Raw genomic sequence first — 23,472 nt, forward strand, 5'->3', positions numbered from 1 at the left:
AACAACAATACCCACAGGTGAACGCAGTGAGGCAGACCACCGAGGCATTTCGCAGCCGCTACCGTGCGGCGATCCATCCGTTGTACAACCCGTGGCTGCACGGCGCGTTTGTGCTGCTGTTCGGTGCGCTCGCCATTGGTGTGTTCTGGGGCCGAGTGCATCAGGCAAGCGCGCTCGAATGGCTGACCGTGCCGCTGACGTTGCTGTTTTTCAACTGTGCCGTGTACATGGTTCATCGCCATCTCGGCCATCAAAAAAAGGCCTTCGCCAAACTGTTCTACGCGCGGCACGCCGGCGACCATCACAGCTTCTTCACCCCCGGCCACATGACCTACGACAGCGCTCGCGACTGGCGGGTGATTCTGTTTCCGGCGTGGCTGATCGTCATCCACACGCTGGTCATCACCCTGCCCTTGTGGTGGCTGTTCGCACAATTCAACGCCAACGTGGCCGGGTTGTTTGGCGGTTGCATGGTGCTCGGTTACCTGACGTATGAGGTGTTTCACGCCTGTGAGCATCTGCCGCCGAACAACCCGCTGGCCCGCTTGCCGTGGATCCGCCAGATGCGCCGCCTGCACGAGCTGCATCACCGGCGCGAGCGCATGCAGGAGCGCAATTTCAATATCGTTTTGCCGTTGATGGATTACCTGTTCGGCACCCTGTACTGGGAGCCCGAAGCCAGCCCCTTGAGCTATTCGAGAATGCCCATGACCCGCATGCAGCACCAGATCGATATCGCCGGCGAGCCGATCGCCGTCCTCGCCTACGCCGCCAGCGTCAGCCGCTGGCCAGAATGGCATCCGTCGTCGCTGAAGATCGACGGCGCGCAAGGCCCGCTGCACGCCGGCGCGCACTTCGAGGAGGATATTCATGCCGGCGGGCGGGCGGGTCACTTGCGTTGGGAAGTCACCGAATATTTGCCTGGCCGGCGCTGGTGCGCACGCGCCCAAGGCGATCATGGTCTGTCACTGCTGCTGACGTATGAATGTTCAGGGGATGCCAGCGCTACACGGTTTGTTCGCACCCTCGACTACCGTTTCGAGGGCTTGGGCATGCGCATTGCCAACCGGTTACTACTCAAACGGCGCATCGAGCGCGAATCGGCCGCTTCAATGCTGGCGTTACGCGATATGGCAGCGCAGTACACGCTGTCAGCGAGGGCGAGCGCATGAAGCTGCGGCACATTTTTCTGCTGCTGATCGTCATCGTCATCGCCTTTTTGCTGCTGATGCCCACCAAAGTCGAACCCGTCGCCTGGAATCCCCAGCCAGCGCCCTCGCTGACCGCTGGGCTGTATGCCGAAAACCAGCGACTCAAAGGTGCGGCACAGGTCGGGCCGAGCGACATTGAAGGGCCTGAGGCGTTGTTGCTGGAGGAAGACTTCTTGATCACCGGGCTGCACGACGGCCGACTGATCCGCACCAGCCTCGACGGCAAGGCGCGCCAGGTGCTGGCGGATACGGGCGGGCGGCCGCTGGGACTGGCGCGGCATCCGAACGGTCTGCTGGTGATCGCCGACGCGGTCAAGGGCTTGCTCTCGCTCGACGCGCAGGGCCGCCTGATCCCATTGACCACGGAGGCCAATGGCGTGGCGTTCGGTTTCACCGATGATGTCGCCATCGACCAGTCCGGGCACTACGCCTACTTCAGCGATGCTTCCAGCCGTTGGGGCTACGGGCACGACGGCGAGGCGATCATCGAACACAGCGGCGATGGCCGTCTGCTGCGCTATGACTTCCAGAGCGGCAAAACCAGTGTTCTGCTGGACAAGCTGCAGTTTGCCAACGGCGTGACCCTCGGCCCGGATGACGCCTATGTATTGGTCAACGAAACCGGCGCCTACCGCATCAGTCGTTACTGGCTGACCGGCCCCAAGGCCGGCACGCATGACCTGTTCATCGACAACCTCCCCGGGCTGCCGGACAACCTGGCGTTCAATGGCAGCAAGCGGTTTTGGGTCGCGCTGTATGCGCCACGTACGCCGCTGCTGGATGGCACGGCCGGGCATCCGTTCGTGCGCAAGATGATCGCGCGGTCACTGACGGTATTGCCCAAACCGGTGGAGAAACGCGGGTTTGTGCTGGGGCTGGATCTGGACGGCAAGGTGATCGCCAATCTGCAAGACACCAGCAGCGGCAATTATTCGCCAATCACCACGGTGCGCGAGTATGGGCAGTGGTTGTATTTCGGCTCGCTGAAGGCGACGCACATGGCGCGGTTGCCATTGGATGCGGCGCTGAAGTGAAACCGCAGGATATGTATTGGATTGACTGACGCCATCGCTGGCAAGCCAGCTCCCACAGGTTTTTGTGTCGCTCGGGATTATGGATGTACTACAGAACTCTGTAGGAGTGAGCCTGCTCGCGATGACGTTGGTTCAGTCAATGAGGATGTTGACCGGGCTGGCCTCATCGCGAGCAGGCTCACTCCTGCAGGGGGGAATGTTGGTCGCAGGGTTTGTGGTCAACACCCTCCACTGTGGGAGCTGGCTTGCCAGCGATGGCGGTCTGTCAGTTGCTGGATTTATCGAACTTGTCGGGATCTTCGTCTTCCGGCAATTCTTCATCCGGCTCATCAGGATTGGCCGTGGTGTGCGCCGGGCTATTAGGCTCGGGATGCGTCGGAACCGGGTCAAAAGCGCCCTGCTCTTCACTGGGAAATTTGGGATCGTTCATAAGGCACCTCGCAAAGAGTCGCTGATTGAAGACTCTGAACATTCGAGGTGCCGGTCGTGGCTGTCGTTCCCGTCAATCCGCAACCGCAGGTCGGCGGATCAAATGTGGATCATGACGATATCTGTAAATGGCTGACGATCTCGTCCTTGACCTTCAGACGCTTCTCTTTGAGTTTTTTCAGTGTGTCGTCGCTGGGGGCATCCGATGTGGCCTTTTCGGCCTTGACCACGTCGGCGTCAGCCTGGGAATACTTGTTGATCAGTGAATCCAGTCGTGGATCCTGGGTGCGTTTTTGCTGGATCTCTTCCTTTGTGCAACTCAAGTCCTGAAACAGGTCATGGGAAACCGGCATGGAACACCTCCGTCAGTTGATCGGCTGGCCAACGCGACCGATTGCGCGGGCCAAGTATCAGAATGGCCTTGGTTGGACGGTTCTGTCGACCACCTGTCAGACCAGCGGTGCCCGTTCGTCGCCCTGTCGCAAATGCGATAAAACCTTTATTCGCCGCGTTGCCTCCATTGCATAACACCCATAAAAACCTGCGTGGAGATACACCAATGGACGGATTCAACCTGCGTCATCTGTTTTTGGCTGTCGCTTTGAGCACCGGCATGGGCAGCGCTTTCGCCGCCACTGACAATGACTTTGTCGATAACGCGGCCGCCGGTGGCATTGCCGAAATCGAAACCAGCCGGCTGGCCCTGGAAAAAAGCGCGTCTGCCGACATCAAGGCCTTCGCCAACATGATGATCACTGACCATGGCAAGGCCAACGATGAACTGGCGAGCATTGCCAAGGCCAACGATATCGAAGTCCCGGACACCACGACGCTGGTCAAACAGGCCAAGGAAAAAATCCTCGACCTGCGCGATGAATCGTTCGATGCCGCTTACGCCAATAATCAGGTGAAAGCCCACGAAGAAACCATCGAGCTGTTCAAGAAACAGGCTAATACCGTGACGGATGACAAGGTCAAGGGCGCGACTGAATTGAAGGCGTTTGCGCAGAAAATGCTCCCGGCGCTGGAGAAGCACCTGGCCGCGGCGAAAGAGTTGCAGGCCAAACACCCGAGCAAGTAACTGTCCATAAAAAAGGCCGCATCCATTGGATGCGGCCTTGTCATGTCCGCCGATCTTAACCGCCGTCCGTATCAATATCGGCATCCGTCTCCTCCCCCGGCTTCGCCCGATCCGGCTTCGGCTCGAAACCCGGACTGAATTCATTGTCGTTGTCCGTGTGCTGATTCTTCTGATCCACCGCCGGGTCAGCGCTTTGCGCCTGTTCTTTATCACCCTGTTGCTGCGTTGGCACCGGTTGCCCCGGCACTTGCGGGTCGATCGCCGGGTCGTTACGGTTGATCGGTTCGGCGGACTGATTCTGTTGTTGCTTCGATTGCTCGTTCATGTTCACCTCGGTCGTCAAAGCAAGCGCGACTGAAACCAGTCGGGCCTTGAACATTCGAAGGCTGGCCCGCGCCAACGTTCAAAACATCTCCACTCCTTGCCACGCCGACTAAAGTTACCGGGGCGTTCTTTGCGCCAGATCAAAAATATCCTCGCGGCAACGAACAACTATTTCAAACGGCAAATGTCATTGATTCCGCGCCGGTCATTTTTCCAGGATCGGCCCCTAATTCGCTACGGAGCAACAGGCACATGGCAGCACTGCAGAACAGCACACTCGATGCGATGAAAAACAAACAGACACAACTGCTGGGCGAATGGGTCAACGGGCTGGAAACCAGCGGTGCCACGCGTAATTTGAAAGGTCACGATGTACAGCAACAGACCAGCGAGTTCCTGCAATTGGTGGTCAGCGGCCTGGAAAGCGACAACGGCACCAATATCAATGCCCCGGGCTGGGAATCGACCCGTCAGTTCCTCGAAAAGCTTTCCCACAGCCGCGCCCTGCTCGGTCAGGATTCGCAGCAGACCGCCAGCTTCATCTTCGCCCTCAAAGGCCCGTTGTTTAACCTGCTCCAGGCCCATTACAAAGAACAACCGGCACTGCTCGCCGAACAACTCTGGGAAGTTTCCGAGCTGCTCGACGCGTTCGGCATGCACACCATCCGTACTTTCCAGAAATCCCGCGAAGCGGTGATCAAGCGTCAACAGGAAGAATTGCTGGAGCTGTCGACCCCGGTGGTCAAGCTGTGGGACGGCGTTTTGGCGCTGCCGATGATCGGCACCCTCGACTCGCAGCGCACCCAAGTGGTGATGGAATCGCTGCTGCAGCGCATCGTCGACACCGGTTCGGAAATCGCCATCATCGACATCACCGGCGTGCCGACCGTCGACACCCTCGTCGCCCAACACCTGCTGAAAACCGTGACGGCGATCCGCCTGATGGGTGCCGACTGCATCATCAGCGGCGTGCGCCCGCAAATCGCGCAAACCATCGTGCATCTGGGCCTCGATCTGCAAGGCGTAGTCACCAAGGCCAATCTGGCGGATGCGCTGAAGCTGGCGCTGACCCGTTTGGGTACCACCTTCGTCAAAACGGCTTAAGCAATGGAACGTATCCCGATCCTACAAATGGGCGACTTCCTGCTGGTGACGATTCAGGTCGACATGCACGACCAACTCGCCCTCACCCTGCAGGACGATTTGTCCGAGCGCATCAGTAAAACCTCGGCGCGCGGGGTGTTGATCGACATCTCGGCGCTGGACATGGTCGACTCGTTCATCGGGCGGATGATCGGCACGATTTCCGGCCTGTCGAAAATCATGGACGCCGAAACTGTATTGGTGGGAATGCAGCCAGCGGTCGCGATTACCTTGGTTGAACTCGGCATGACCTTGCCCGGCGTAAGTACCGCGCTGAATGTCGAGCGAGGGATGAAACTGCTGCGAGAACGAGTATTGCAGCAATGACCGTGCGCAGTAGCGGTACTCAACCCATCCACATCGAGCAGGATGTCGTGCTCGCGCGTCAGACCGCGCGCAAGCTCGCCACCGAGTGCGGCATGCGCCTGATCGACCTGACCAAAATGGTCACGGCCGTCAGCGAACTGGCACGCAACACCATGGTGTACGGTGGCGGCGGTGACATGGACTGGCAAATTCTCGATGAGGATCACAAGGTCGGTCTGCGCCTGACCTTCCGCGATGAAGGCCCGGGCATTCCCGACTTGAAACTGGCAATGACCGATGGCTGGACCTCCGGCAGTGGCATGGGGCTGGGCCTGACCGGCGCCAAACGGCTGGTGGAAGAGTTTGAACTGGACACCGAGCCCGGCAAAGGCACTCGAATAACGATTACCCGATGGACATGAATATCGGCACAAGCCTGACCCAAGTGCTGCCGATCGAGGACAGCAGCCAGATCGGCTACGCACGGCGTACCGCGCAGCAACTGGCCGAACGGCATGGCTTCGATGAGCGCGATGCCGGACGCGTGGCGCTGGTGGCAACAGAGCTGGCAAGCAACGTGCTCAAGCACGCCAGCCACGGCGAAATGCACTTGCGGGTGTTAACGCGCCCGAAGGGTTTCGGCATCGAAATGCTCGCCGTAGACCGCGCGCAGGGCTTTGATCTGGAGGCTTGTCTGGCCGACGGTTTCTCGACCGGAGGCACTCAAGGCATCGGTCTTGGCTCAATATCACGCCAGACCGAAGTGTTTGACGTGTACGCCGATGCCCGTGGCGCGGTGTTGTTGGCGCGACTGTATCCGCGCACCGATCGGGCGCCGGACATTCGTTTCGGAGTCAGCCAGCACTCACTGCACAACGATCCTGCCTGCGGCGATGTCTGGCACCTGGCCTATGAAGACGACAACATCAGCGCGCTGATCATCGACGGCCTGGGCCATGGCGAAGAAGCCGAACGCGCCGGTCTTGCAGGCGCCGAAACCTTTGCCCTGACACCCTTCGCCGAACCAGTCATGCTGATGGAAGATCTGCACCGTGACATGATCGGCAGCCGCGGTGGCGCCGTCGCTTTTGCCCAGTTCGATGCGCGGCGCGACCACCTGACCTTCGCCGGCGTCGGCAACATCGGCGCCAGCCTGATCGCCGCCGACAAATCCCGCGGACTGGCCTCGCACCCGGGAATCGTCGGCGTGCAATACCGGAAAGCCCGGCCCTTTGACTATGCTCACGTGAACGGACATCTATTGATCATGTACAGCGACGGCTTGCAGTCCCGTTGGAACCTTCAAGACTACCCCGGCCTGGTGCACCGCCACCCCGCCGTGATAGCCAGCGTCCTGCACCGCGACTTCTGTCGCGGGCGCGACGATGTAACGGTGCTGGTCGTTGCCCTGGAGGCCGCCCATGGCTGAGTCGCCCATTCTGAGCAGCGCCGAGCAGACCGCGCTGATCGCGCAGTTGCAGAGCGAAACCGCGGCCCTGCGCGAAGAACTCGATGAAACCAATCAGGGCGTGCTGGCCCTGTACGCCGAACTCGACACCCAGGCCGAAGAGCTGCGTCAGGCCTCGGATCTGAAAAGCCGTTTTCTGTCGTACATGAGCCACGAATTTCGCACGCCATTGGGCTCGATCCTCAGTATCAACAGCCTGCTCGCCGATGAACTCGACGGCCCGCTCAGTCCCGAACAACACAAGCAGGTGGCGTTCGTCAGCACGGCTGCGCGCGAACTCAGCGACATGGTCGATGACCTGCTCGATCTGGCCAAAATCGAGGCCGGGCGCATCACCATTTCTCCGGCGTGGTTCGACATGTTCGACCTGTTCTCCGCCCTGCGCGGGATGTTCCGGCCGATTGTCGATGCCTCCGCCGTCGATCTGATCTTCGAAGAACCGGTCGGCTTGCCGCGCCTGTACACCGACGATAAGAAGCTCGCACAGATCCTGCGTAACTTCATTTCCAACTCGCTGAAGTTCACCACCCGTGGCGAAGTGCGGGTATCGGCGCGGCTCGAAGGCGTCGACAAAGTGCGTTTTGCCGTGAGCGACACCGGTATTGGTATCGCTGCCGAGCTGCATGGCGCATTGTTCGAGGACTTTTCCCAGGTCGACTCGCCGTTGCAGAAGCGTCTGCGCGGTACCGGGCTGGGCCTGTCGCTGTGTAAACGCTTCGCGGCCCTGCTGGGCGGTGAAGTCGGGCTGGAAAGCACGCCAGGGGTCGGTTCGACCTTCTTCGTGATCATTCCGCTGGCGATCGCTCTGGAGAACGTCGATGAAACGTGACATCCGCCTGTTGATCGTCGACGACAACGTCGCCACTCGCTACGCCCTGCGCCGACGCCTGGAGCGCCACGATTATGAGGTGCTGGAAGCCGGCACCGGCACTGATGGGCTGGCGCTGATCGAAAGCGAACCGCTCGATGCGCTGATCCTCGACGTCAATCTGCCGGACATGAGCGGTTTCGACATCGTGCGGATTTTGCGCGCTGACGCGCGCACGGCGTTGTTGCCGGTGATCCACGTGTCCGCCGCCTCGATCCAGACCGGCGACATCATCACCGGCCTCGACGCCGGTGCCGACGCTTACCTGATTCACCCGGTCGATCCCGACGTGCTGCTGGCGACCCTGCGCACGCTGCTGCGAGTACGCGACACCGAAAATGCCCTGCGTGAGAGCGAGGCGCGCTTTCGCGAGATTTTCGTCAACGTCTCGGCACCGATTGCAGTGCTTGATGCACATTTGAAAGTGCATGAATGCAACCACGCTTTCGCGCAACTGATCCTCGACAATCAGGACCCGCAAACCCTGTGCGAATGCTTCGCCGACGATCAGAGCGCGATTCTCAACGAACTGCGTCTGCGCCTGGTCGATGGCGAGCGCTGGAAGGGCACGCTGAACATGCGTGTGCTCGGCGAGCTTCGCGAGACCGAGTGGCAGATTTCGCCCTATCGCACGCCAGAGTTGAGCCTGGTGTTTGTCGAGGACGTCACCGAGCACCGTCATCGCGAACGCTCGCACCTGGCGCAACTGAACGACACCACCACGCAATTGGCCAAGGAAGTCGCCGAGCGCGTGCGCGCCGAATCGCAACTGCTGCAAGTGCAGAAAATGGATGCGTTGGGCAAGCTCACTGGCGGCATCGCGCATGACTTCAACAACCTGCTGACCGGGATCATCACCAGCCTGGAACTGATCCAGAAACGCGTCGCCGATCAACGTCTGGACAAGGTGCAGTTTTACTCCGAGGCCGCGCTGAATTCGGCCATGAGTGCCGCGTCGCTGACCCATCGTCTGCTGGCGTTTGCCCGCCAGCAACCGCTGGATACGCGGCCGGTGGACATCAATGAGCAGGTGCGCTCGCTGGAAGAATTGCTGGTGCGCACCATCGGTGAACGGATCAACCTCAAGCTTGAGCTGACATCGAAACCGGCGATTGCGCTGGTCGACCCGGTGCAACTGGAAAGCGCGGTGCTCAACCTGGTTATCAACGCCCGCGATGCGTTGCCTTCGGGTGGCAACATTTGGGTCAACACCTATGCCGCCTACTCCCATGGCGATCCGAATCTGGCCGATGGCGCGTATGTGGCGTTGTCGGTGCGCGATGACGGCACCGGGATCGAGCACAATGTCATCGACAAGGTGTTTGACCCCTTCTTCACCACCAAACCGCTGGGCCAGGGCACGGGGTTGGGGCTGTCGACGATCTATGGTTTTGCCCGCCAATCCGGGGGTGACGCACACATTCGCAGCGTGGCGCGGCGCGGCACCGAGGTGACGATCATGTTGCCGGCTACCAGCGATCCTACCGGCGCTGATGTGCCGTCACCGGTTGTCGACCCACAAGGCACGGGTGAGCATGTGTTGATCGTCGAGGACATGCCGTCGGTGCGCATGTTCGTCACCGAAGTATTGGAAGACGCGGGTTACCGCTGCACGCAGGCGGCGGATATCGAAACGGCGCTGGAGCGCTTGCAGAACGATGCCTCGATCAACCTGCTGCTGACCGATGTCGGCTTGCCGCGCATGAGTGGCCGTGAATTGGCAGACGTTGCGCGGGGCTGGCGTGAGGGTTTGCCGATTCTGTTCATGACCGGGTATGCAGAAACGGCGATCAATCGGCAGGTGTTTCTGGGCAGCGGCATGGACATGTTGGTCAAACCGTTCCAGATCAGCGAACTGCTCGAAAAAGTCCGCCGCACCCTCGACGGCGCCTGACAGACCGTCATCGCTGGCAAGCCAGCTCCCACAGGGATTAGTGTCATTTACAGAACCAATGTGGGAGCTGGCTTGCCAGCGATGGGGCCAATAAGGGCACCAAATCTCATCGGCTCAAGGCACGGGCCAAAAACGGCGCAGTCTTGCTCTTCTTGCTCGCCGCAACCTTCTGCGGCGTGCCAGCGGCGACAATCCTGCCGCCCTGATCCCCCGCTCCCGGCCCAATGTCGATCACCCAGTCACTCTGCGCAACCACGCGCATTTCGTGCTCGACCACGATCACCGTGTGCCCCGCCGTCACCAGCGTGTCCAGTTGCTCCAATAGCCGATCGACATCGCGCGGATGCAACCCTGTGGTCGGCTCATCCAGCACATACAACGTCGCGCCACGTTGATTACGCTGCAGCTCGGTGGCCAGTTTGATCCGTTGCGCTTCACCGCCCGACAGCTCCGTGGCCGGTTGCCCGAGCCTTAAATACCCGAGGCCGATATCACGCAGCACTTCCAAAGAACGCCGAATCCCCGGCTGCCCGGCAAACACCGTCACCGCTTCATCGACGGTCAATTGCAGCACCTGCGCGATGCTCAAGCCCTCCCAAAGAATTGCCAGCGTCTGCGGGTCGTACCGCGCGCCATGACAGGTCGGGCACGGCGCGTACACGCTGGGCATGAACAACAATTCCACGCTGACAAAGCCTTCACCCTCGCACGTGGCGCAACGGCCCTTGGCGACGTTGAAGGAGAATTGCCCGGCGTCGTAACCCGCAGCCCTGGCTTCGGGCGTCGCGGCGAACAGCTTGCGCACGTTATCGAACAGGCCGGTGTAGGTCGCCAGATTGGAGCGCGGCGTGCGGCCGATGGGTTTCTGATCGACTTGCACCAGCCGTTTGATCGACTCCAGCCCTGACGTGACCTGGCCGCTGCTGAACTGCGGCGCATCATCTTCAAGGCTGAGTTCTTCAGGCTCCGCCTCGGCAGTCGGCCGCCCGAGTTGCGCGCCGACCAGCTCCAGCAACGCCTGACTGACCAGACTCGACTTGCCGGACCCGGACACGCCGGTCACCGAAGTGAAGCAGCCCAGCGGGAATTCAGCGCTGAGATTATTCAGGTTGTTGCGAGTGATACCGTCCAGTTTCAACCACGCCGTCGGCTTGCGTGCCGCACGGGTTGGCCGCCCGGTTTCGGCAAACAGATAAGCGCGAGTCTGCGACGCTTCAATCCCGGCCAATCCTGCCGGAGGGCCGCTGTACAACACCTGCCCACCCTGCTCGCCCGCCGCCGGGCCAACGTCGATCAGCCAGTCGGCGCGGCGCATGGTTTCCAGGTCATGCTCGACCACGAACAGCGTATTGCCGTCAGCTTTCAGCCGTTGCAAGGCCTCGAACAGCGCCTCGCCGTCCGCCGGGTGCAAACCGGCCGAGGGTTCGTCGAGCACATAGATCACGCCAAACAATTGCGACCCCAATTGTGTCGCCAGCCGCAAGCGCTGCAACTCACCGGACGACAATGTCGGCGTGCTGCGCTCCAGCGCCAGATAACCGAGGCCCAGGTCGGTCAGCGTGCTGACCCGCTCCAGCAGATCCTCGGCAATACGCTGCGCCGCCAGACGTTTCTCCAGTGACAGGTTCGGCGTGTGTCGCACGTCCGGCGCGCTGGCATGCCCACTGGCGCCATGGGCCACCCGTTGCTGACGGGCCTCGCGGGTTTGCGCATGGCTCAAGGTCTCGCCGGTTTCTTCGGCGTGCTCCAGATAACTCTGCGCCGCGACGGGCCGCAACACCTCGGCCACTTGCAGCAACGGCATCTGCGACAGCTCGCCAATGTCGTAGCCGGCAAAGGTCACCGACAACGCTTCACGCTTGAGGCGTTTGCCGTCACACAACGGGCAAGGGCTGCCGAGCATGAACTGCGAAACGCGCTTCTTCATCAGCGCACTTTGCGAGTGGGTGAAGGTGTGGAGGATGTAGCGGCGCGCACCGGTGAAGGTGCCTTGGTAGCTCGGCTCCATTTTGCGCTTGAGGGCGACGCGGGTTTCTTCCGGGGTCAGCCCGGCGTACACCGGCACGGTCGGGGTTTCTTCGGTGAAGAGAATCCAGTCGCGCTGCTTTTTCGGCAGTTTCTTCCACGGGATGTCGACGTCGATGCCCATGGTCACGAGGATGTCGCGCAGGTTCTGCCCTTGCCACGCCAGCGGCCAGGACGCCACGGCGCGCTGGCGGATGGTCAGGTTCGGATCGGGCACCATCAGCGCTTCGGTAACCTCATAGACCCGGCCGAGGCCATGGCAGTCCGGGCACGCACCCTGCGGGGTGTTCGGCTAAAAGTCTTCGGCGTACAGCATCGCCTGCCCCGGCGGGTAACTGCCGGCGCGCGAATAGAGCATGCGGATCAGACTCGATAACGTGGTGACGCTGCCCACCGACGAGCGCGTACTCGGCGTGCCGCGCTGTTGTTGCAGGGCCACGGCGGGCGGCAGGCCTTCGATGGAATCGACGTCTGGTACGCCGACCTGATCGATCAGGCGTCGTGCATACGGTGCCACCGACTCGAAGTAACGCCGCTGCGCTTCGGCGTACAGAGTCGAAAATGCCAGCGAGGATTTGCCCGAACCGGACACCCCGGTGAACACCACCAGCGCATCGCGAGGGATGTCGATGTCGACGTTCTTCAGGTTATGTTCACGGGCGCCACGCACCCGAACCATGCCGGCGGGCGCTTTGGAGTTACGCTTGGAAGTCATTGGCGGGCCTTGATCGGAAGATTGCTTGAAAAACTCTGGTGCCAGATCAGATCTCTATGACTAGTGAGTTTTGTGTGACAAGTGAGTTCCTGTGGCGAGGGGATTTATCCCCGATCGGCTGCGCAGCAGTCGTAGATCCTGCCCCTCGGTATACCTGAAGAAATGCAGGGGAGCGCTTTGGAATTACGCTTCGAAGTCATTGGCGGGCCTTGATCGGAAGATTGCTTGAAAAACTCTGGTGCCAGATCAGATCTCTATGACTAGTGAGTTTTGTGTGACAGGTGAGTTCCTGTGGCGAGGGGATTTATCCCCGATCGGCTGCGCAGCAGTCGTAGATCCTGCTCCTCGGTATACCTGAAGAAATGCAGGGGAGCGCTTCGGAATTACGCTTCGAAGTCATTGGCGGGCCTTGATCGGAAGATTGCTTGAAAAACTCTGGTGCCAGATCAGATCTCTATGTCTAGTGAGTTTTGTGTGACAGGTGAGTTCCTGTGGCGAGGGGATTTATCCCCGATCGGCTGCGCAGCAGTCGTAGATCCTGCCCCTCGGTATACCTGAAGAAATGCAGGGGAGCGCTTTGGAATTACGCTTCGAAGTCATTGGCGGGCCTTGATCGGAAGATTGCTTGAAAAACTCTGGTGCCAGATCAGATCTCTATGTCTAGTGAGTTTTGTGTGACAGGTGAGTTCCTGTGGCGAGGGGATTTATCCCCGATCGGCTGCGCAGCAGTCGTAGATCCTGCCCCTCGGTATACCTGAAGAAATGCAGGGGAGCGCTTCGGAATTAAGCTTCGAAGTCATTGGCGGGCCTTGATCGGAAGATTGCTTGAAAAACTCTGGTGCCAGATCAGATCTCTATGACTAGTGAGTTTTGTGTGACAGGTGAGTTCCTGTGGCGAGGGGATTTATCCCCGATCGGCTGCGCAGCAGTCGTAGATCCTGCCCCCTCGGTATACCTGAAGAAATGCAGGGGAGCGCTTCGCACTCCAGCGGGGATAAATCCCCTCGCCACAAGTAATTTCCTTACACCTCGGGTAGTTTCCTTACACCTCGGGTAGTTTCCTTACACCTCAGGTAATTTCCTTACACCTCAGGTAATTTCCTTACCCCTCGGGTACTTTCCTTAGACCTCGGATAGTTTCCTTGCACCTCAGGTAACTTCCTTGCGCCACAGAATCCCGGTAGACACAGGGTTCTGTCAGTCAGGCATTAAGCACCGCGCGAATCATCTGCAGCATTGCCTCCGGGCTGTACGGTTTACCCAGCAAATGCGTATCGGGGCTCAGTTGGTGATTGCGTGAAATGATGTCGCGGGTATGCCCGGAGGTGAACAGTACTGCCACCGGCGGCGTCTGCACCTTGGCCCAGGCAAACAGGTCGGAGCTTTTGATCAGGCCCGGCATGACCACGTCGGTGAAGATCAGGTCGACCTCGACGCCTTCCAGCAGCATTTGCATCGCCACATCGCCGTTACCGGCGGTCAATACGCGATAGCCTTCTTCGCGCAGCAACTCGACCGCCGAGGCGCGTACCGCGTCGTTGTCCTCGACCACCAGAATCGATTCGTGGCCACCGCTCTGCTGTCGTTGCAAGTTGGGCGCTTCATCAAGGATCGGGCGCAAACTGCGCGGAAAGTACAACTGCACGCGCGTGCCTTCGCCCACCGCACTGTCGATGTCGACATGCCCGCCGCTCTGTTTGACGAAACCGAAGACCATGCTCAAACCCAACCCGGTGCCTTGGCCATCCGCCTTGGTGGTGAAAAACGGTTCGAACACCTGCTCCAGAATGTGCGCCGGGATCCCCGCGCCGCTGTCGCTGACCGCCACCCTTACAAACTCGCCGGGGACGATGCCTTTGCCGGCACAGAACTCGCGGTCGAGCCGCACATTGGCAGCGCTGAGACCAATGGTGCCCTCGCCTTTCATGGCATCGCGAGCATTGATCGCCAGATTGAGAATGGCGTTTTCCAGCTGATTGCGATCGACGTTGATGTGCCACGGCACGGGCGGCAGTTGCACATCGATCTGAATGGTTTCGCCCAGTGCCCGCTGCAGCAACTCGCCGACGCCTTCGAAGATCTGCTGCGGATTGCACACCGCCGGCGACAGCGGCTGACGACGGGCAAATGCGAGCAACTGCGAAGACAGCTTGGCTCCGCGTTCCACTGCTGCCAGCGAAGCACTGACGCGGCGCTGCACGTTGGCGTTGTCGGGCTCGTGCCGGGCCAGCAAGTGCAGGTTGCCGGCGATCACTTGCAGCAGATTATTGAAGTCATGGGCAACGCCGCCGGTCAGACCGCCGATGGCCTCAAGCTTCTGCGACTGGCGTAACTGTTCTTCAGCCGCCAGGCGCGCCTCGACCTCTTCGCCGACACGCTGTTCGAGATTACGGGTGAATTTGAGCAGGGATTCTTCAGCATTCTTGCGTTCATGAATATCGATCAACACCCCGGGGAAACGCAGCGGCCGGCCGTCCTCATCAAACTCGCAACCACCGCTGGCCAGCACCCAGATGTAACTGCCATCGCTGCGCATGACCCGATACTCAGCGTTGTACGGCTCGCCGGTCTGCACGGAATGCGCAACACGTTCCTGCACCCAGGCGAAATCATCGGGGTGGACGCGCGACTCGGCGATGTCTTGAGCCAGGTTGCTCAGGTCCTGATTCGGTGGATAGGAGAACGTGCGGGCAAAACGTTCGTCCGCCGACAGCCTGTTGTTCTTCACGTCCCAGACAAACGAGCCGAGCAAGGCCCCGGCATTCAGCGCCAGGCGCACCCGTTCATTGTCGGCGCGATAGGCATCTTCGGCCGCCTGGCGCAGGCGCTCGGAACGCATGAATTCGGTGGTCTCGACCACCATCGCCATGACCCCGGCCGGCTCGCCGTCATCGTTGGCCACCGGGCTGTAATACAGGTCCATCCAGACATCTTCGGGGACGCCGTCGCGCAACAGCACCAGCTCTTTGTTGCGGAACGACAAGGTGCCGCCGGCCAGACAGGTATCGACCACATGCCGGTTGAATTCGGCGACTTCCGGCCAGCCCAGCTCTACCGGCACACCGAGCAGATACGGATGGCGGCCACCGGCAAATTTCGAGTAGGCGTCGTTGTAGATCATGTAGCCGGCACGGCCCCAAAGCATGACCATCGGCAGCGGCGAGGCCAGCATCAATTGCACCGTGCTGCACAGGCTCGCCGGCCAGCTATGCAACGGGCCAAGTTCGGTGTGGCGCCAATCGAACGCGCGGATGCGTTCGGCCATTTCGCCTTGCCAGCCATCACAACCGTGGCTATCGGATAAAAACTGCATCGACTGACTCGGTGTCCTGTGGTGATTGCCCGATAAATCGCAACGCCAGAACGACGCGACGCCCGTCTGTTTCGAGCGTCTTCAGTCGTATTGGTTTCATTTGAGGTATAGCCGATTTCATCGCCGTTTGGAGGCTAGACCCCGATCAGGTGTTTGAGCGGATGGTAGCCAGTTTTCATCTTCGCGGCGACGTCGAGAATGGCTTTTTCGATGCCGTTCAAATGCATGCAGGTCAGCTCGATGGCGGCGCTCTGATTGCCGGCCTCGATGTATTCGATCAGGCGCAGGTGTTCGTCATCGCGGCACACCTCGTGGCTGTCGTCATCCAGTGCAGCGGCATACAGCGAGGCGCGCGAGATCAGTTTCTGGAACCAGTCGAGCAACACCGGGTTGTTCAGGCTGCGCGCCAGTTTGATGTGGAACTCGCCAAGCAGATGGATCAGCCGTTCGTGGTCACCGGCAGCGTGGGCTTCATCCTCCAGCAATAAATGTTCACGCAAGTCCTGCATCGCCGCGCTGTCCTTGCGTCGGCACAGTTCGGTGACGATGCCGATCTCGATCAGCCGGCGGGTTTCGAACAGCGAACGGATTTCTTCATTGCTCGGCAGCGACACCGATGCCCCTTTGTTGGGCTCGGTTGTGACCAGTCCATCGGCCTCCAACTGCTTCAATGCAGCGCGCACCGACGTGCGGCTGACATTAAATAACTCAGCCAGCGAGGCCTCGCCCAGCTTCATCCCCGGGCGCAATGAACGCTTGCTGATCGCCTCGTAAACCCCTTGGTAGACGCGGTCGACCGTGGTTTCCAGTTTCTTCTCGGTCATTCGAACACTCCTTTGGCGTCAGGCAACCATCCCCTGGCGATGCACGGCCATGGAAAAAGGGGGTTGCACACGCAGATTAATCCGGGTATTTCTAAATTGCATTCAGATATTGCATACAATAAATAGAGGATTGCACCATTATGGGTCAACCAATAGCAATTGAAGTGCGCAACGTCTCAAAACGGTATTCCGATGATCCAGGCCTCGCGCCGGCCCTCGACAATGTTTCGGTGAACATCGCCGACAATGAATTCTTTACTCTGCTAGGCCCCTCGGGCTGCGGTAAAACCACCCTGCTGCGCACCATCGCCGGCTTCGAACACGTCAGTGAAGGCGAGATTCGTTTGGCCGGTGAACCGGTCAATGACCTGCCGCCATTCAAGCGCCGGGTCAACACGGTGTTCCAGAGTTACGCGCTGTTTCCACACATGAGTGTGGCGCAGAATATCGCCTTCGGGCTCGAGATGCAGGGTCTTGAGCGCAAGTTGATTGCCGATCGCGTCAACGAAATGCTCGCGCTGGTGCAAATGGAGCATCTGGCCGGACGCAAACCGGCGGAACTCTCCGGCGGTCAACAGCAGCGCGTGGCTCTGGCCCGGGCCCTGGCGCCGAAACCGAAAGTGCTGTTGCTCGACGAACCGCTGTCAGCGCTCGACCTCAAGCTGCGCAAAGAAATGCAGGTCGAACTCAAGCGCGTGCAGAAAGAAGCCGGGATCACCTTCATCTTCGTCACCCACGATCAGGAAGAAGCGCTGACCCTGTCCGACCGCATCGCGGTGATGTCGGCCGGCAAGATCCTGCAGATCGGCACCCCGACCGATATCTACGAGCACCCCAAACACCGCTTTGTCGCGCAGTTCATCGGCGACATCAACTTCCTCCCCGGCCAGCTCAAGCACGGCGAACACAACGAAAAACTCTTCGTGCCCAACGGCATGCCGGTCGAGATTGCCTGTCAGCCGCAGGGCTTCAATGGCAGCAGCGTGCAACTGGCGTTCCGCCCGGAGCGTTCGCAACTGGTCGATGCCAGCCAGCCGCATCACCTGCGCGGAGTGATCGAAGCGGTGCTCTACGTCGGCACCGCGACGCTGTACCAGTGCCGGCTGAACAACGACATCAAAGTCATGCTGCGCGAAAACAACGAAGGCCTGAACCCTGGCCGCGCAGTCGGCGAACGCGTTGCCGTGCACCTGCCGCCGCACGCCTGCCTGTTGATGGAGGCCTGAGATGAGCGTCAGCAGCACTTCCCCTGCCCTCAACCGCGCGCTGTTGCTTAGCCCGGTGGTGTTGACCCTGCTCGCCCTGATCGCCATTCCGCTGGGGATCATGGGCTACATCAGCCTGCTACCGCGCAATACCTACGGTGGCGTCGACTGGCAAGCGCAATGGCAGCTGCAAAGTTACGTGCAGCTGTTTTTCCAGGAAGGTTTTGACGGCGAATTGGAACTGAACTGGGTCTATGCCCAAGCGTTGCTGCGCTCGGTGCTGCAGGCCGGTGGCACCACCGTGTTGTGTTTCCTGTTCGGTTTTCCGGTGGCGTTGTGGATGTCGAGCCTGACCCCGCGCCGACGCAACCTGATGGTCTTGCTCATCACCATTCCGTTCTGGACCAACCTGCTGATCCGCAACTACGCGTGGCTGATCATCCTGCGCGAACACGGCTGGGTTGCGCAAAGCCTTAACGCCCTGTTCCCCAGCGCCGGCGGCATCACCCTGCTCTACAACGATTTCGCGGTAAGTGTCGGTCTGGTTTACAGCTTCCTGCCGTTCATGATTCTGCCGATCTACTCGACGCTGGAAAAACTCGACTGGCGTCTGGTGGAAGCCGCTTATGACCTCGGGGCGAATCGCTGGCACGCGTTGCGCCGGATCATTCTGCCACTGTCGATGCCGGGCGTGATTGCCGGCGCGTTGCTGGTGTTTGTGCCGAGCCTCGGCGCCTTCATAACCCCGGCGATTCTTGGCGGCGGCAAGACGCTGATGATCGGCAACCTGATCCAGCAACAGTTCGGCACGGCGCGCAATTGGCCGCTGGGCAGTTCGCTGTCGTTCCTGTTGCTGGCGATTCTGCTGGTGTCGCTGGTGCTTTACGCGCTGTACAGCCGTCGCACGGCGAAGACTATTAATCGGGGGGCGAAAGCATGATTTCCCTGCACCTGAAAAAACTCCCGGCAACCCGCGAAATCAGCCTGCTGATCCTCGCTTATCTGTACCTGCCGATCTTCGTGTTGATCGCCTACAGCTTCAACGCCAACCGCTCGGCGACGGTGTGGACCGAGTTTTCCTTTGCCTGGTACGGGCGGATTCTGGCCAACCCGTCGATTCAGACGGCGGCGCTGAATTCGATCATCGTCGCAACGATTGCCACGGTCTGCGCCACGGCCATTGCCCTGCTCGCGGCGCTGGCCACGTACCGGCCGTTCTACGGGCAGAAAATGGTCGAGGGCGGGATCAACCTGCCGCTGATCCTGCCAGAGATCGTCACCGCTGTGGCCACCCTGCTGCTGTTCATGGCGCTGGGCATCAAGCTAGGTTTGCTCACGGTGATCGTCGCGCACATCGGCTTCTGCATTCCTTTTGCTTATCTGCCGATCCGTGCGCGGCTCAACGATCTGGACAAGAGCCTGCTGGAAGCGGCGAACGATCTCTACGCCAATCCGTGGCAGGTGTTCCGCCGCGTGACCTTGCCGCTGTTGTGGCCGGCGGTGTTGTCCGGTGCGGTGCTGGCGTTCGTGGTCAGCCTCGACGATTTCATCATGACCTTTTTCGTCGCCGGCCCCGGTTCGACAACGTTGCCGGTGTACATCTTCTCGGCGATCAAGGCTGGCGTGACGCCGGAAATCAATGCGATCTCGACGCTGATGCTGCTGATCTCGATTGTCCTGGTGGTGCTGGCCTTCTGGCTGGGCCAACGCGGTAAACAACAATAAATCTGGAGCACTCTCATGAAAGTCAAAAGCCTGCGTTTGGCAGTATCCGGTCTGGCCCTGAGTTGTTTCGCCGCGTTCGGCGCCCACGCTGCCGAACCAAAAGAACTGTTTTTCTACAACTGGACCGACTACTACCCGGTCGATCTGTTGGCCAAATTCGAGAAGGAAACCGGCATCAAAGTGACCATGGACGGTTACGACAGCAACGAAACTTTGCTCGCGAAATTGCAGGCCGGCGGCGCCGCGTATGACGTGATCGTGCCGTCGCAGTCGATCATGCAGACGCTGATCAAGCAGGACCTGCTGATGGAAATCGACGCGCCGAGCCTGAGCAACTTCCAGTACGTGAAGGGGCCGTTCCGCGATCCGGGTTTCGACCCGGGGCGCAAGTTCTCGGCGCCGTATCTGTGGGGCACCACCGGCTTCTCCTACGACAGTGCGCGGGTGCCCGGCGGCAAACTGGATGACTCGTGGAAAGAGTTCTTCGAACCGCGCAAAGAGCTGCAAGGCCAGCTCGCCGCCCTCGATACGTCGAGCAGCGTGATCAACGCCGCCAGCCATTACCTGAACGTTGATGAGTGCAGCGAAAACCCGCAGGACGCCAAGCGCATTCTGGAATTGCTGCAAAAACAGAAACCGTTTTTGAAGATGTACAGCTCCGACAACACCGTCGACCGCATGGCCTCGGGCGAGGTGATCATGATGCAGAACTGGAACGGCTCGACCGCGCGGGCGACCTTGCAGAAGAGCACGATCAAATACGTCTATCCGCGTGAAGGCGTGGCGATGTTCCAGGACAACTTCGCCGTGCCGAAAAGCGCGCCGCACCCGGGTAACGCGAAGATCTTTATCGACTGGATGATGAAGCCGGAGAACGCCGCCGCCGTCTCCAACGCTATTGCTTACGCCAACGGGATTCAAAGCGATTCGTTGCTTGATCCGAAGTGGAAGGTGATGGACGCGATCAACATGCCGGAGGAATACGCCTCGCGTTTGCGCCCGGAGAAGGAATGCAGCAACAAGGCTCGCGAGCTGCAGGATCGGATCTGGTCGAAGCTCAAGGGTTGATCACCTGATCTGAAATCGAGGGGCGACCATCGCTGGCAAGCCAGCTCCCACAGGGATCTGTGTCGCACACAGAAAGTGGGCACACCTCGACACCTGTGGGAGCTGGCTTGCCAGCGATGAGGCCCGCCCAGATACCATTGAACTAGAGGTAAAGAAATGACCCAGCCACACTGGCTACGCAACGTGCGCCCCTACGGCGCCGCCGCCGAAGACCTGCTGATCGAAAACGGCCGCTTCACTCAGCGCCGTCCGGCCAACAATGCACCGCTGGGCGCCACCGACATCGATGGCCACAACCAATTGCTCACCAGCGCTTTGGTCGAAAGCCACGTCCACCTCGACAAAACCCTCTACGGCCAACCCTGGCGCCCAAACAGCGCCGGGCCGACGCTCAAGGACTACATCAGCAACGAGCGCCGTATCCTCCGTGAAGTCACCGCGCCGATCGCCGAACGCGCCGGCACGCTGTTGGAAAACTGCATCGCCCGCGGCTCGCTGACGATGCGCTGCCACGTCGACATCGACCCGGAATTCGGCCTGCGCCACGTCGAAGCCATGCAGCAATTGCGCGAACGCTACAAAGACCTGATCGACCTGCAACTGGTGGTGTTCCCGCAAACCGGTTTGATCAGTCGCCCCGGCACCGCCGAACTGATGCGCGAAGCGATGGCGCTGGGCGTGGAAAACGTCGGTGGACTCGACCCTTGCGGCATCGACAACGACCCGATTGCGCAACTGGATTTCGTCTTCAAACTGGCGGCCGAGTTCGGTCGTGGCGTGGATATTCACCTGCACGACAAAGGTGAACTGGGCTTGTGGCAGATCGCGCTGATCGCCGATTACACCGAGCGTTTCGGCCTGCAAAAACGAGTCATGATCAGCCACGCCTATTGCCTCGGCATGTTGCCGTGGAGTCAGGTCAAACCGGTTGCCGAGCGCTTGGCGGCGCTGGGGATTTCGCTGATGAGTTCAGCGCCGGCCGACACCGCCGTGCCTCCGTTTCTGGCGTTGCGCGAGGCCGGGGTGAACGTCTGCCTGGGTTCCGACGGCATTCGTGATGCGTGGTCGCCGATGGGCAATGGCGACATGCTCGAACGGGCGATGTTGCTGGCGTTTCGCTTTGACCTGGGCAAGGACGATGAACTGGCGGCGGCGTTTGAAGCGGCCACGGTGAATGGCGCTCGGGCGCTGGGCATTGAGGATTACGGCTTTGCGCTCGGTCAGCGCGCGGACTTCTTGCTGATGCCGGTCGAGACCCTTGGCGAAGCGGTCGTTGCGCGGCCGTTGCGCCAGGTCTATCGCGCGGGTTGCTTGATCGCCAGTGGCGGTCGCTTGCTGGACAGCCGGCTGTGAAACGCATCGGCCTGCGCGCCAGTTGCGTGGTCGGCTTCGACGGCACGCAGCATGTGCTGTGGCGCGACGGTGAAGTGGTGTTTGCCGGCTCGCGCATCGAGTTTGTCGGACGCGGTTATGCGGGGCCGGTGGATCAGTGGATCGACTACGGCAATGCGCTGATCGGCCCCGGCTTCATCGACCTGGATGCGCTGGGCGATCTCGATTCCACGGTGCTGACGCTGGACAACGGCGACGAGCGCGCCATGGGCCGCATGTGGTCTGCCGAGTATCTGGCCGCCGGCCCGCGTGAAACTTACAGCCCGGAAGAAGAGGTCTTCAAATACCGCTACGCCTTCACCCAGTTGATCCGCAACGGCATCACCACGGCGATGCCGATCACCTCGATGTACTACCGCGAGTGGGCGGAAACCTACGACGAATTTGCCGCCGTCGCCGACGTTGCCGGTGAACTCGGTTTACGCACTTACCTCGGCCCCTGCTACATGAGTGGCATGAGTTATTGGCAGGCCGACGACACCTTGGCCCATCACTGGGATGAGGCTCGCGGGTTGGCCGGCCTTGATGCGGCAGAACGTTTCTTCAAGGATTTTGACGGCGCGCATGACGGCTTGATTCGCGGCGCGCTGCTGCCCGATCGCATCCAGACCTGCACCCCGGCGCTGCTGCAACGCACCTCGGCGCTGAGCCGCGAACTGAATGCGCCGATGCGCGTGCATTGCTGTCAGGCGCTCAGCGAAGTGGCGATGGTCGAGCAATTGCGCGGCGCCTCGCCGCTCGGTTGGTTGCAGCAGCTGAACTTGCTCACGCCGCGCAGTCTGTTACCGCACGGCATTTACACCACGGGCGATGACGACTTGCAGCGGGTCATTGATGGCGGCGCGAGTCTGGTGCATTGCCCGTTGGTGTTCGCCCGTGATGGCGAGGCGCTGAACTCGTTCGGTCGCTACCGGGCCAAAGGCATCAACTTTGCCCTCGGCACTGATACCTGGCCGGCAGATCTGCTGGAAAACATGCGCCACGGTTTGAACATCGCGCGGTTGATGGAGGGCGGCTCGGCGCTGACCAGCAGCCTTGATCTGTACAACGCCGCCACCCTCGGCGGCGCGCGGGCGCTGGGGCGCGATGACCTCGGGCGTCTGGCCCCCGGCGCTAAAGCCGACATCACCGTGTTCAGCCTGCGCGGCCTGCATTTGGGCCCGTTGTTCGACCCTTTGAAAAACCTGCTGTTGACCGGGCGCGGCGACGATTGCATCGCCAGTTACATCGACGGTCGTTGCGTGATGCACGACGGTCAGGTCAGCGGCGTCGACTACCCCGCCCTGCAACGCCAGGCGCAACGCCAATTTGAAAAGCTCATGCGCAGCCACAGCGACCGCGCGTTTAACCGGCCAGACTGGAAAAACCTGTTCCAGCCGGCCATTCCGTTCGCCGATGACTACAGCGCCGACGCACCATTGAGCGCCATCGATCCACTTTCCTAGAG

Annotated in this window: 20 protein-coding genes and 1 pseudogene; 15 read left to right on the forward strand and 6 right to left on the reverse strand. The window is 60.4% G+C overall.

The features are described 5' to 3' along the window. Positions 1-26: 26 nt before the first annotated feature. Together ACZZ0B_RS12620 and ACZZ0B_RS12625 are read left to right on the forward strand one after the other, a co-directional pair. Complete coding sequence (locus ACZZ0B_RS12620) at positions 27-1,172, forward strand: sterol desaturase/SRPBCC family protein (RefSeq protein ID WP_463545356.1); 1,146 nt, start codon at positions 27-29, stop codon at positions 1,170-1,172. Then, positions 1,169-2,245: an SMP-30/gluconolactonase/LRE family protein gene (locus tag ACZZ0B_RS12625; RefSeq protein WP_463545357.1), complete on the forward strand. Its 1,077-nt coding sequence runs from the start codon at positions 1,169-1,171 to the stop codon at positions 2,243-2,245. The genes ACZZ0B_RS12620 and ACZZ0B_RS12625 overlap by 4 nt, the downstream gene beginning before the upstream one ends. 265 nt (positions 2,246-2,510) lie before the next feature. Here ACZZ0B_RS12625 and ACZZ0B_RS12630 read toward each other — a convergent pair whose 3' ends face one another. Further along, positions 2,511-2,675, reverse strand: a complete 165-nt coding sequence (locus ACZZ0B_RS12630; protein ID WP_008084820.1) for a hypothetical protein — start codon at positions 2,673-2,675, stop codon at positions 2,511-2,513. 109 nt (positions 2,676-2,784) lie between these two features. Further along, on the reverse strand, positions 2,785-3,027 hold the full coding sequence (locus tag ACZZ0B_RS12635; protein WP_463545358.1) for a DUF465 domain-containing protein: 243 nt from the start codon (positions 3,025-3,027) through the stop codon (positions 2,785-2,787). A 206-nt stretch (positions 3,028-3,233) separates the two neighbouring features. Here ACZZ0B_RS12635 and ACZZ0B_RS12640 point away from each other — a divergent pair, with 206 nt between their 5' ends. Further along, positions 3,234-3,755 carry a DUF4142 domain-containing protein gene (locus tag ACZZ0B_RS12640; RefSeq protein WP_008084823.1) on the forward strand — a complete coding sequence of 174 codons (522 nt, stop codon included), beginning with the start codon at positions 3,234-3,236 and terminating at the stop codon, positions 3,753-3,755. A gap of 55 nt (positions 3,756-3,810) precedes the next feature. Here ACZZ0B_RS12640 and ACZZ0B_RS12645 read toward each other — a convergent pair whose 3' ends face one another. Beyond that, positions 3,811-4,080, reverse strand: coding sequence for a hypothetical protein (locus tag ACZZ0B_RS12645; protein WP_463545359.1), 270 nt, complete (start codon positions 4,078-4,080; stop codon positions 3,811-3,813). Positions 4,081-4,331: 251 nt separating this feature from the next. Between ACZZ0B_RS12645 and ACZZ0B_RS12650 the strand changes: the two genes are divergently transcribed. Genes ACZZ0B_RS12650 through ACZZ0B_RS12675 form a run of 6 tightly spaced genes read left to right on the forward strand, consistent with a single transcriptional unit; the run spans position 4,332 to position 9,758 of the window. Further along, complete coding sequence (locus ACZZ0B_RS12650; protein ID WP_440095228.1) at positions 4,332-5,183, forward strand: STAS domain-containing protein; 852 nt, start codon at positions 4,332-4,334, stop codon at positions 5,181-5,183. Between the two features lie 3 nt (positions 5,184-5,186). Next, on the forward strand, positions 5,187-5,549 hold the full coding sequence (locus ACZZ0B_RS12655) for an STAS domain-containing protein (protein WP_034155679.1): 363 nt from the start codon (positions 5,187-5,189) through the stop codon (positions 5,547-5,549). Continuing rightward, complete coding sequence (locus ACZZ0B_RS12660) at positions 5,546-5,950, forward strand: anti-sigma regulatory factor (RefSeq protein WP_008084828.1); 405 nt, start codon at positions 5,546-5,548, stop codon at positions 5,948-5,950. The genes ACZZ0B_RS12655 and ACZZ0B_RS12660 overlap by 4 nt, the downstream gene beginning before the upstream one ends. Then, on the forward strand, positions 5,947-6,957 hold the full coding sequence (locus ACZZ0B_RS12665) for an ATP-binding protein (protein ID WP_463546935.1): 1,011 nt from the start codon (positions 5,947-5,949) through the stop codon (positions 6,955-6,957). The genes ACZZ0B_RS12660 and ACZZ0B_RS12665 overlap by 4 nt, the downstream gene beginning before the upstream one ends. Next, positions 6,950-7,825: a sensor histidine kinase gene (locus ACZZ0B_RS12670; protein ID WP_440095227.1), complete on the forward strand. Its 876-nt coding sequence runs from the start codon at positions 6,950-6,952 to the stop codon at positions 7,823-7,825. Before ACZZ0B_RS12665 ends, ACZZ0B_RS12670 begins: the two co-directional genes overlap by 8 nt. After that, complete coding sequence (locus tag ACZZ0B_RS12675; RefSeq protein WP_463545360.1) at positions 7,815-9,758, forward strand: response regulator; 1,944 nt, start codon at positions 7,815-7,817, stop codon at positions 9,756-9,758. Before ACZZ0B_RS12670 ends, ACZZ0B_RS12675 begins: the two co-directional genes overlap by 11 nt. Before the next feature lie 106 nt (positions 9,759-9,864). On the opposite strand, the pseudogene ACZZ0B_RS12680 reads toward ACZZ0B_RS12675, so the two are convergent. From ACZZ0B_RS12680 to ACZZ0B_RS12690, 3 genes and pseudogenes are all read right to left on the reverse strand, one after another. Beyond that, a pseudogene (locus tag ACZZ0B_RS12680) lies at positions 9,865-12,498 on the reverse strand (excinuclease ABC subunit UvrA). A gap of 1,201 nt (positions 12,499-13,699) precedes the next feature. After that, complete coding sequence (locus tag ACZZ0B_RS12685) at positions 13,700-15,811, reverse strand: hybrid sensor histidine kinase/response regulator (RefSeq protein ID WP_463545361.1); 2,112 nt, start codon at positions 15,809-15,811, stop codon at positions 13,700-13,702. 134 nt (positions 15,812-15,945) lie between these two features. Continuing rightward, positions 15,946-16,635, reverse strand: coding sequence for a GntR family transcriptional regulator (locus ACZZ0B_RS12690; RefSeq protein WP_008085895.1), 690 nt, complete (start codon positions 16,633-16,635; stop codon positions 15,946-15,948). Positions 16,636-16,775: 140 nt separating this feature from the next. Between ACZZ0B_RS12690 and ACZZ0B_RS12695 the strand changes: the two genes are divergently transcribed. The 6 genes from ACZZ0B_RS12695 to ACZZ0B_RS12720 all read left to right on the forward strand — a co-directional run bounded on the left by ACZZ0B_RS12695 (position 16,776) and on the right by ACZZ0B_RS12720 (position 23,470). Continuing rightward, the gene (locus ACZZ0B_RS12695) at positions 16,776-17,861 is read left to right on the forward strand and encodes an ABC transporter ATP-binding protein (protein ID WP_008085894.1); all 1,086 of its coding nucleotides are present in this window, start codon (positions 16,776-16,778) and stop codon (positions 17,859-17,861) included. Between the two features lies 1 nt (position 17,862). Beyond that, a complete protein-coding gene (locus ACZZ0B_RS12700; RefSeq protein ID WP_158830061.1) occupies positions 17,863-18,780 on the forward strand; it encodes an ABC transporter permease in 918 nt (305 codons plus the stop codon). Beyond that, complete coding sequence (locus tag ACZZ0B_RS12705) at positions 18,777-19,565, forward strand: ABC transporter permease (RefSeq protein WP_038368894.1); 789 nt, start codon at positions 18,777-18,779, stop codon at positions 19,563-19,565. Before ACZZ0B_RS12700 ends, ACZZ0B_RS12705 begins: the two co-directional genes overlap by 4 nt. Before the next feature lie 15 nt (positions 19,566-19,580). Continuing rightward, positions 19,581-20,633 (forward strand): extracellular solute-binding protein, encoded by a 1,053-nt coding sequence (locus tag ACZZ0B_RS12710; protein WP_463545362.1) that lies wholly within the window; start codon positions 19,581-19,583, stop codon positions 20,631-20,633. A gap of 156 nt (positions 20,634-20,789) precedes the next feature. Next, the gene (locus tag ACZZ0B_RS12715) at positions 20,790-21,986 is read left to right on the forward strand and encodes an amidohydrolase family protein (RefSeq protein WP_463545363.1); all 1,197 of its coding nucleotides are present in this window, start codon (positions 20,790-20,792) and stop codon (positions 21,984-21,986) included. Continuing rightward, positions 21,983-23,470, forward strand: a complete 1,488-nt coding sequence (locus tag ACZZ0B_RS12720; protein ID WP_463545364.1) for an amidohydrolase family protein — start codon at positions 21,983-21,985, stop codon at positions 23,468-23,470. Before ACZZ0B_RS12715 ends, ACZZ0B_RS12720 begins: the two co-directional genes overlap by 4 nt. Positions 23,471-23,472: the final 2 nt, after the last annotated feature.

The organism is Pseudomonas sp. AC247 (genome assembly GCF_979258015.1).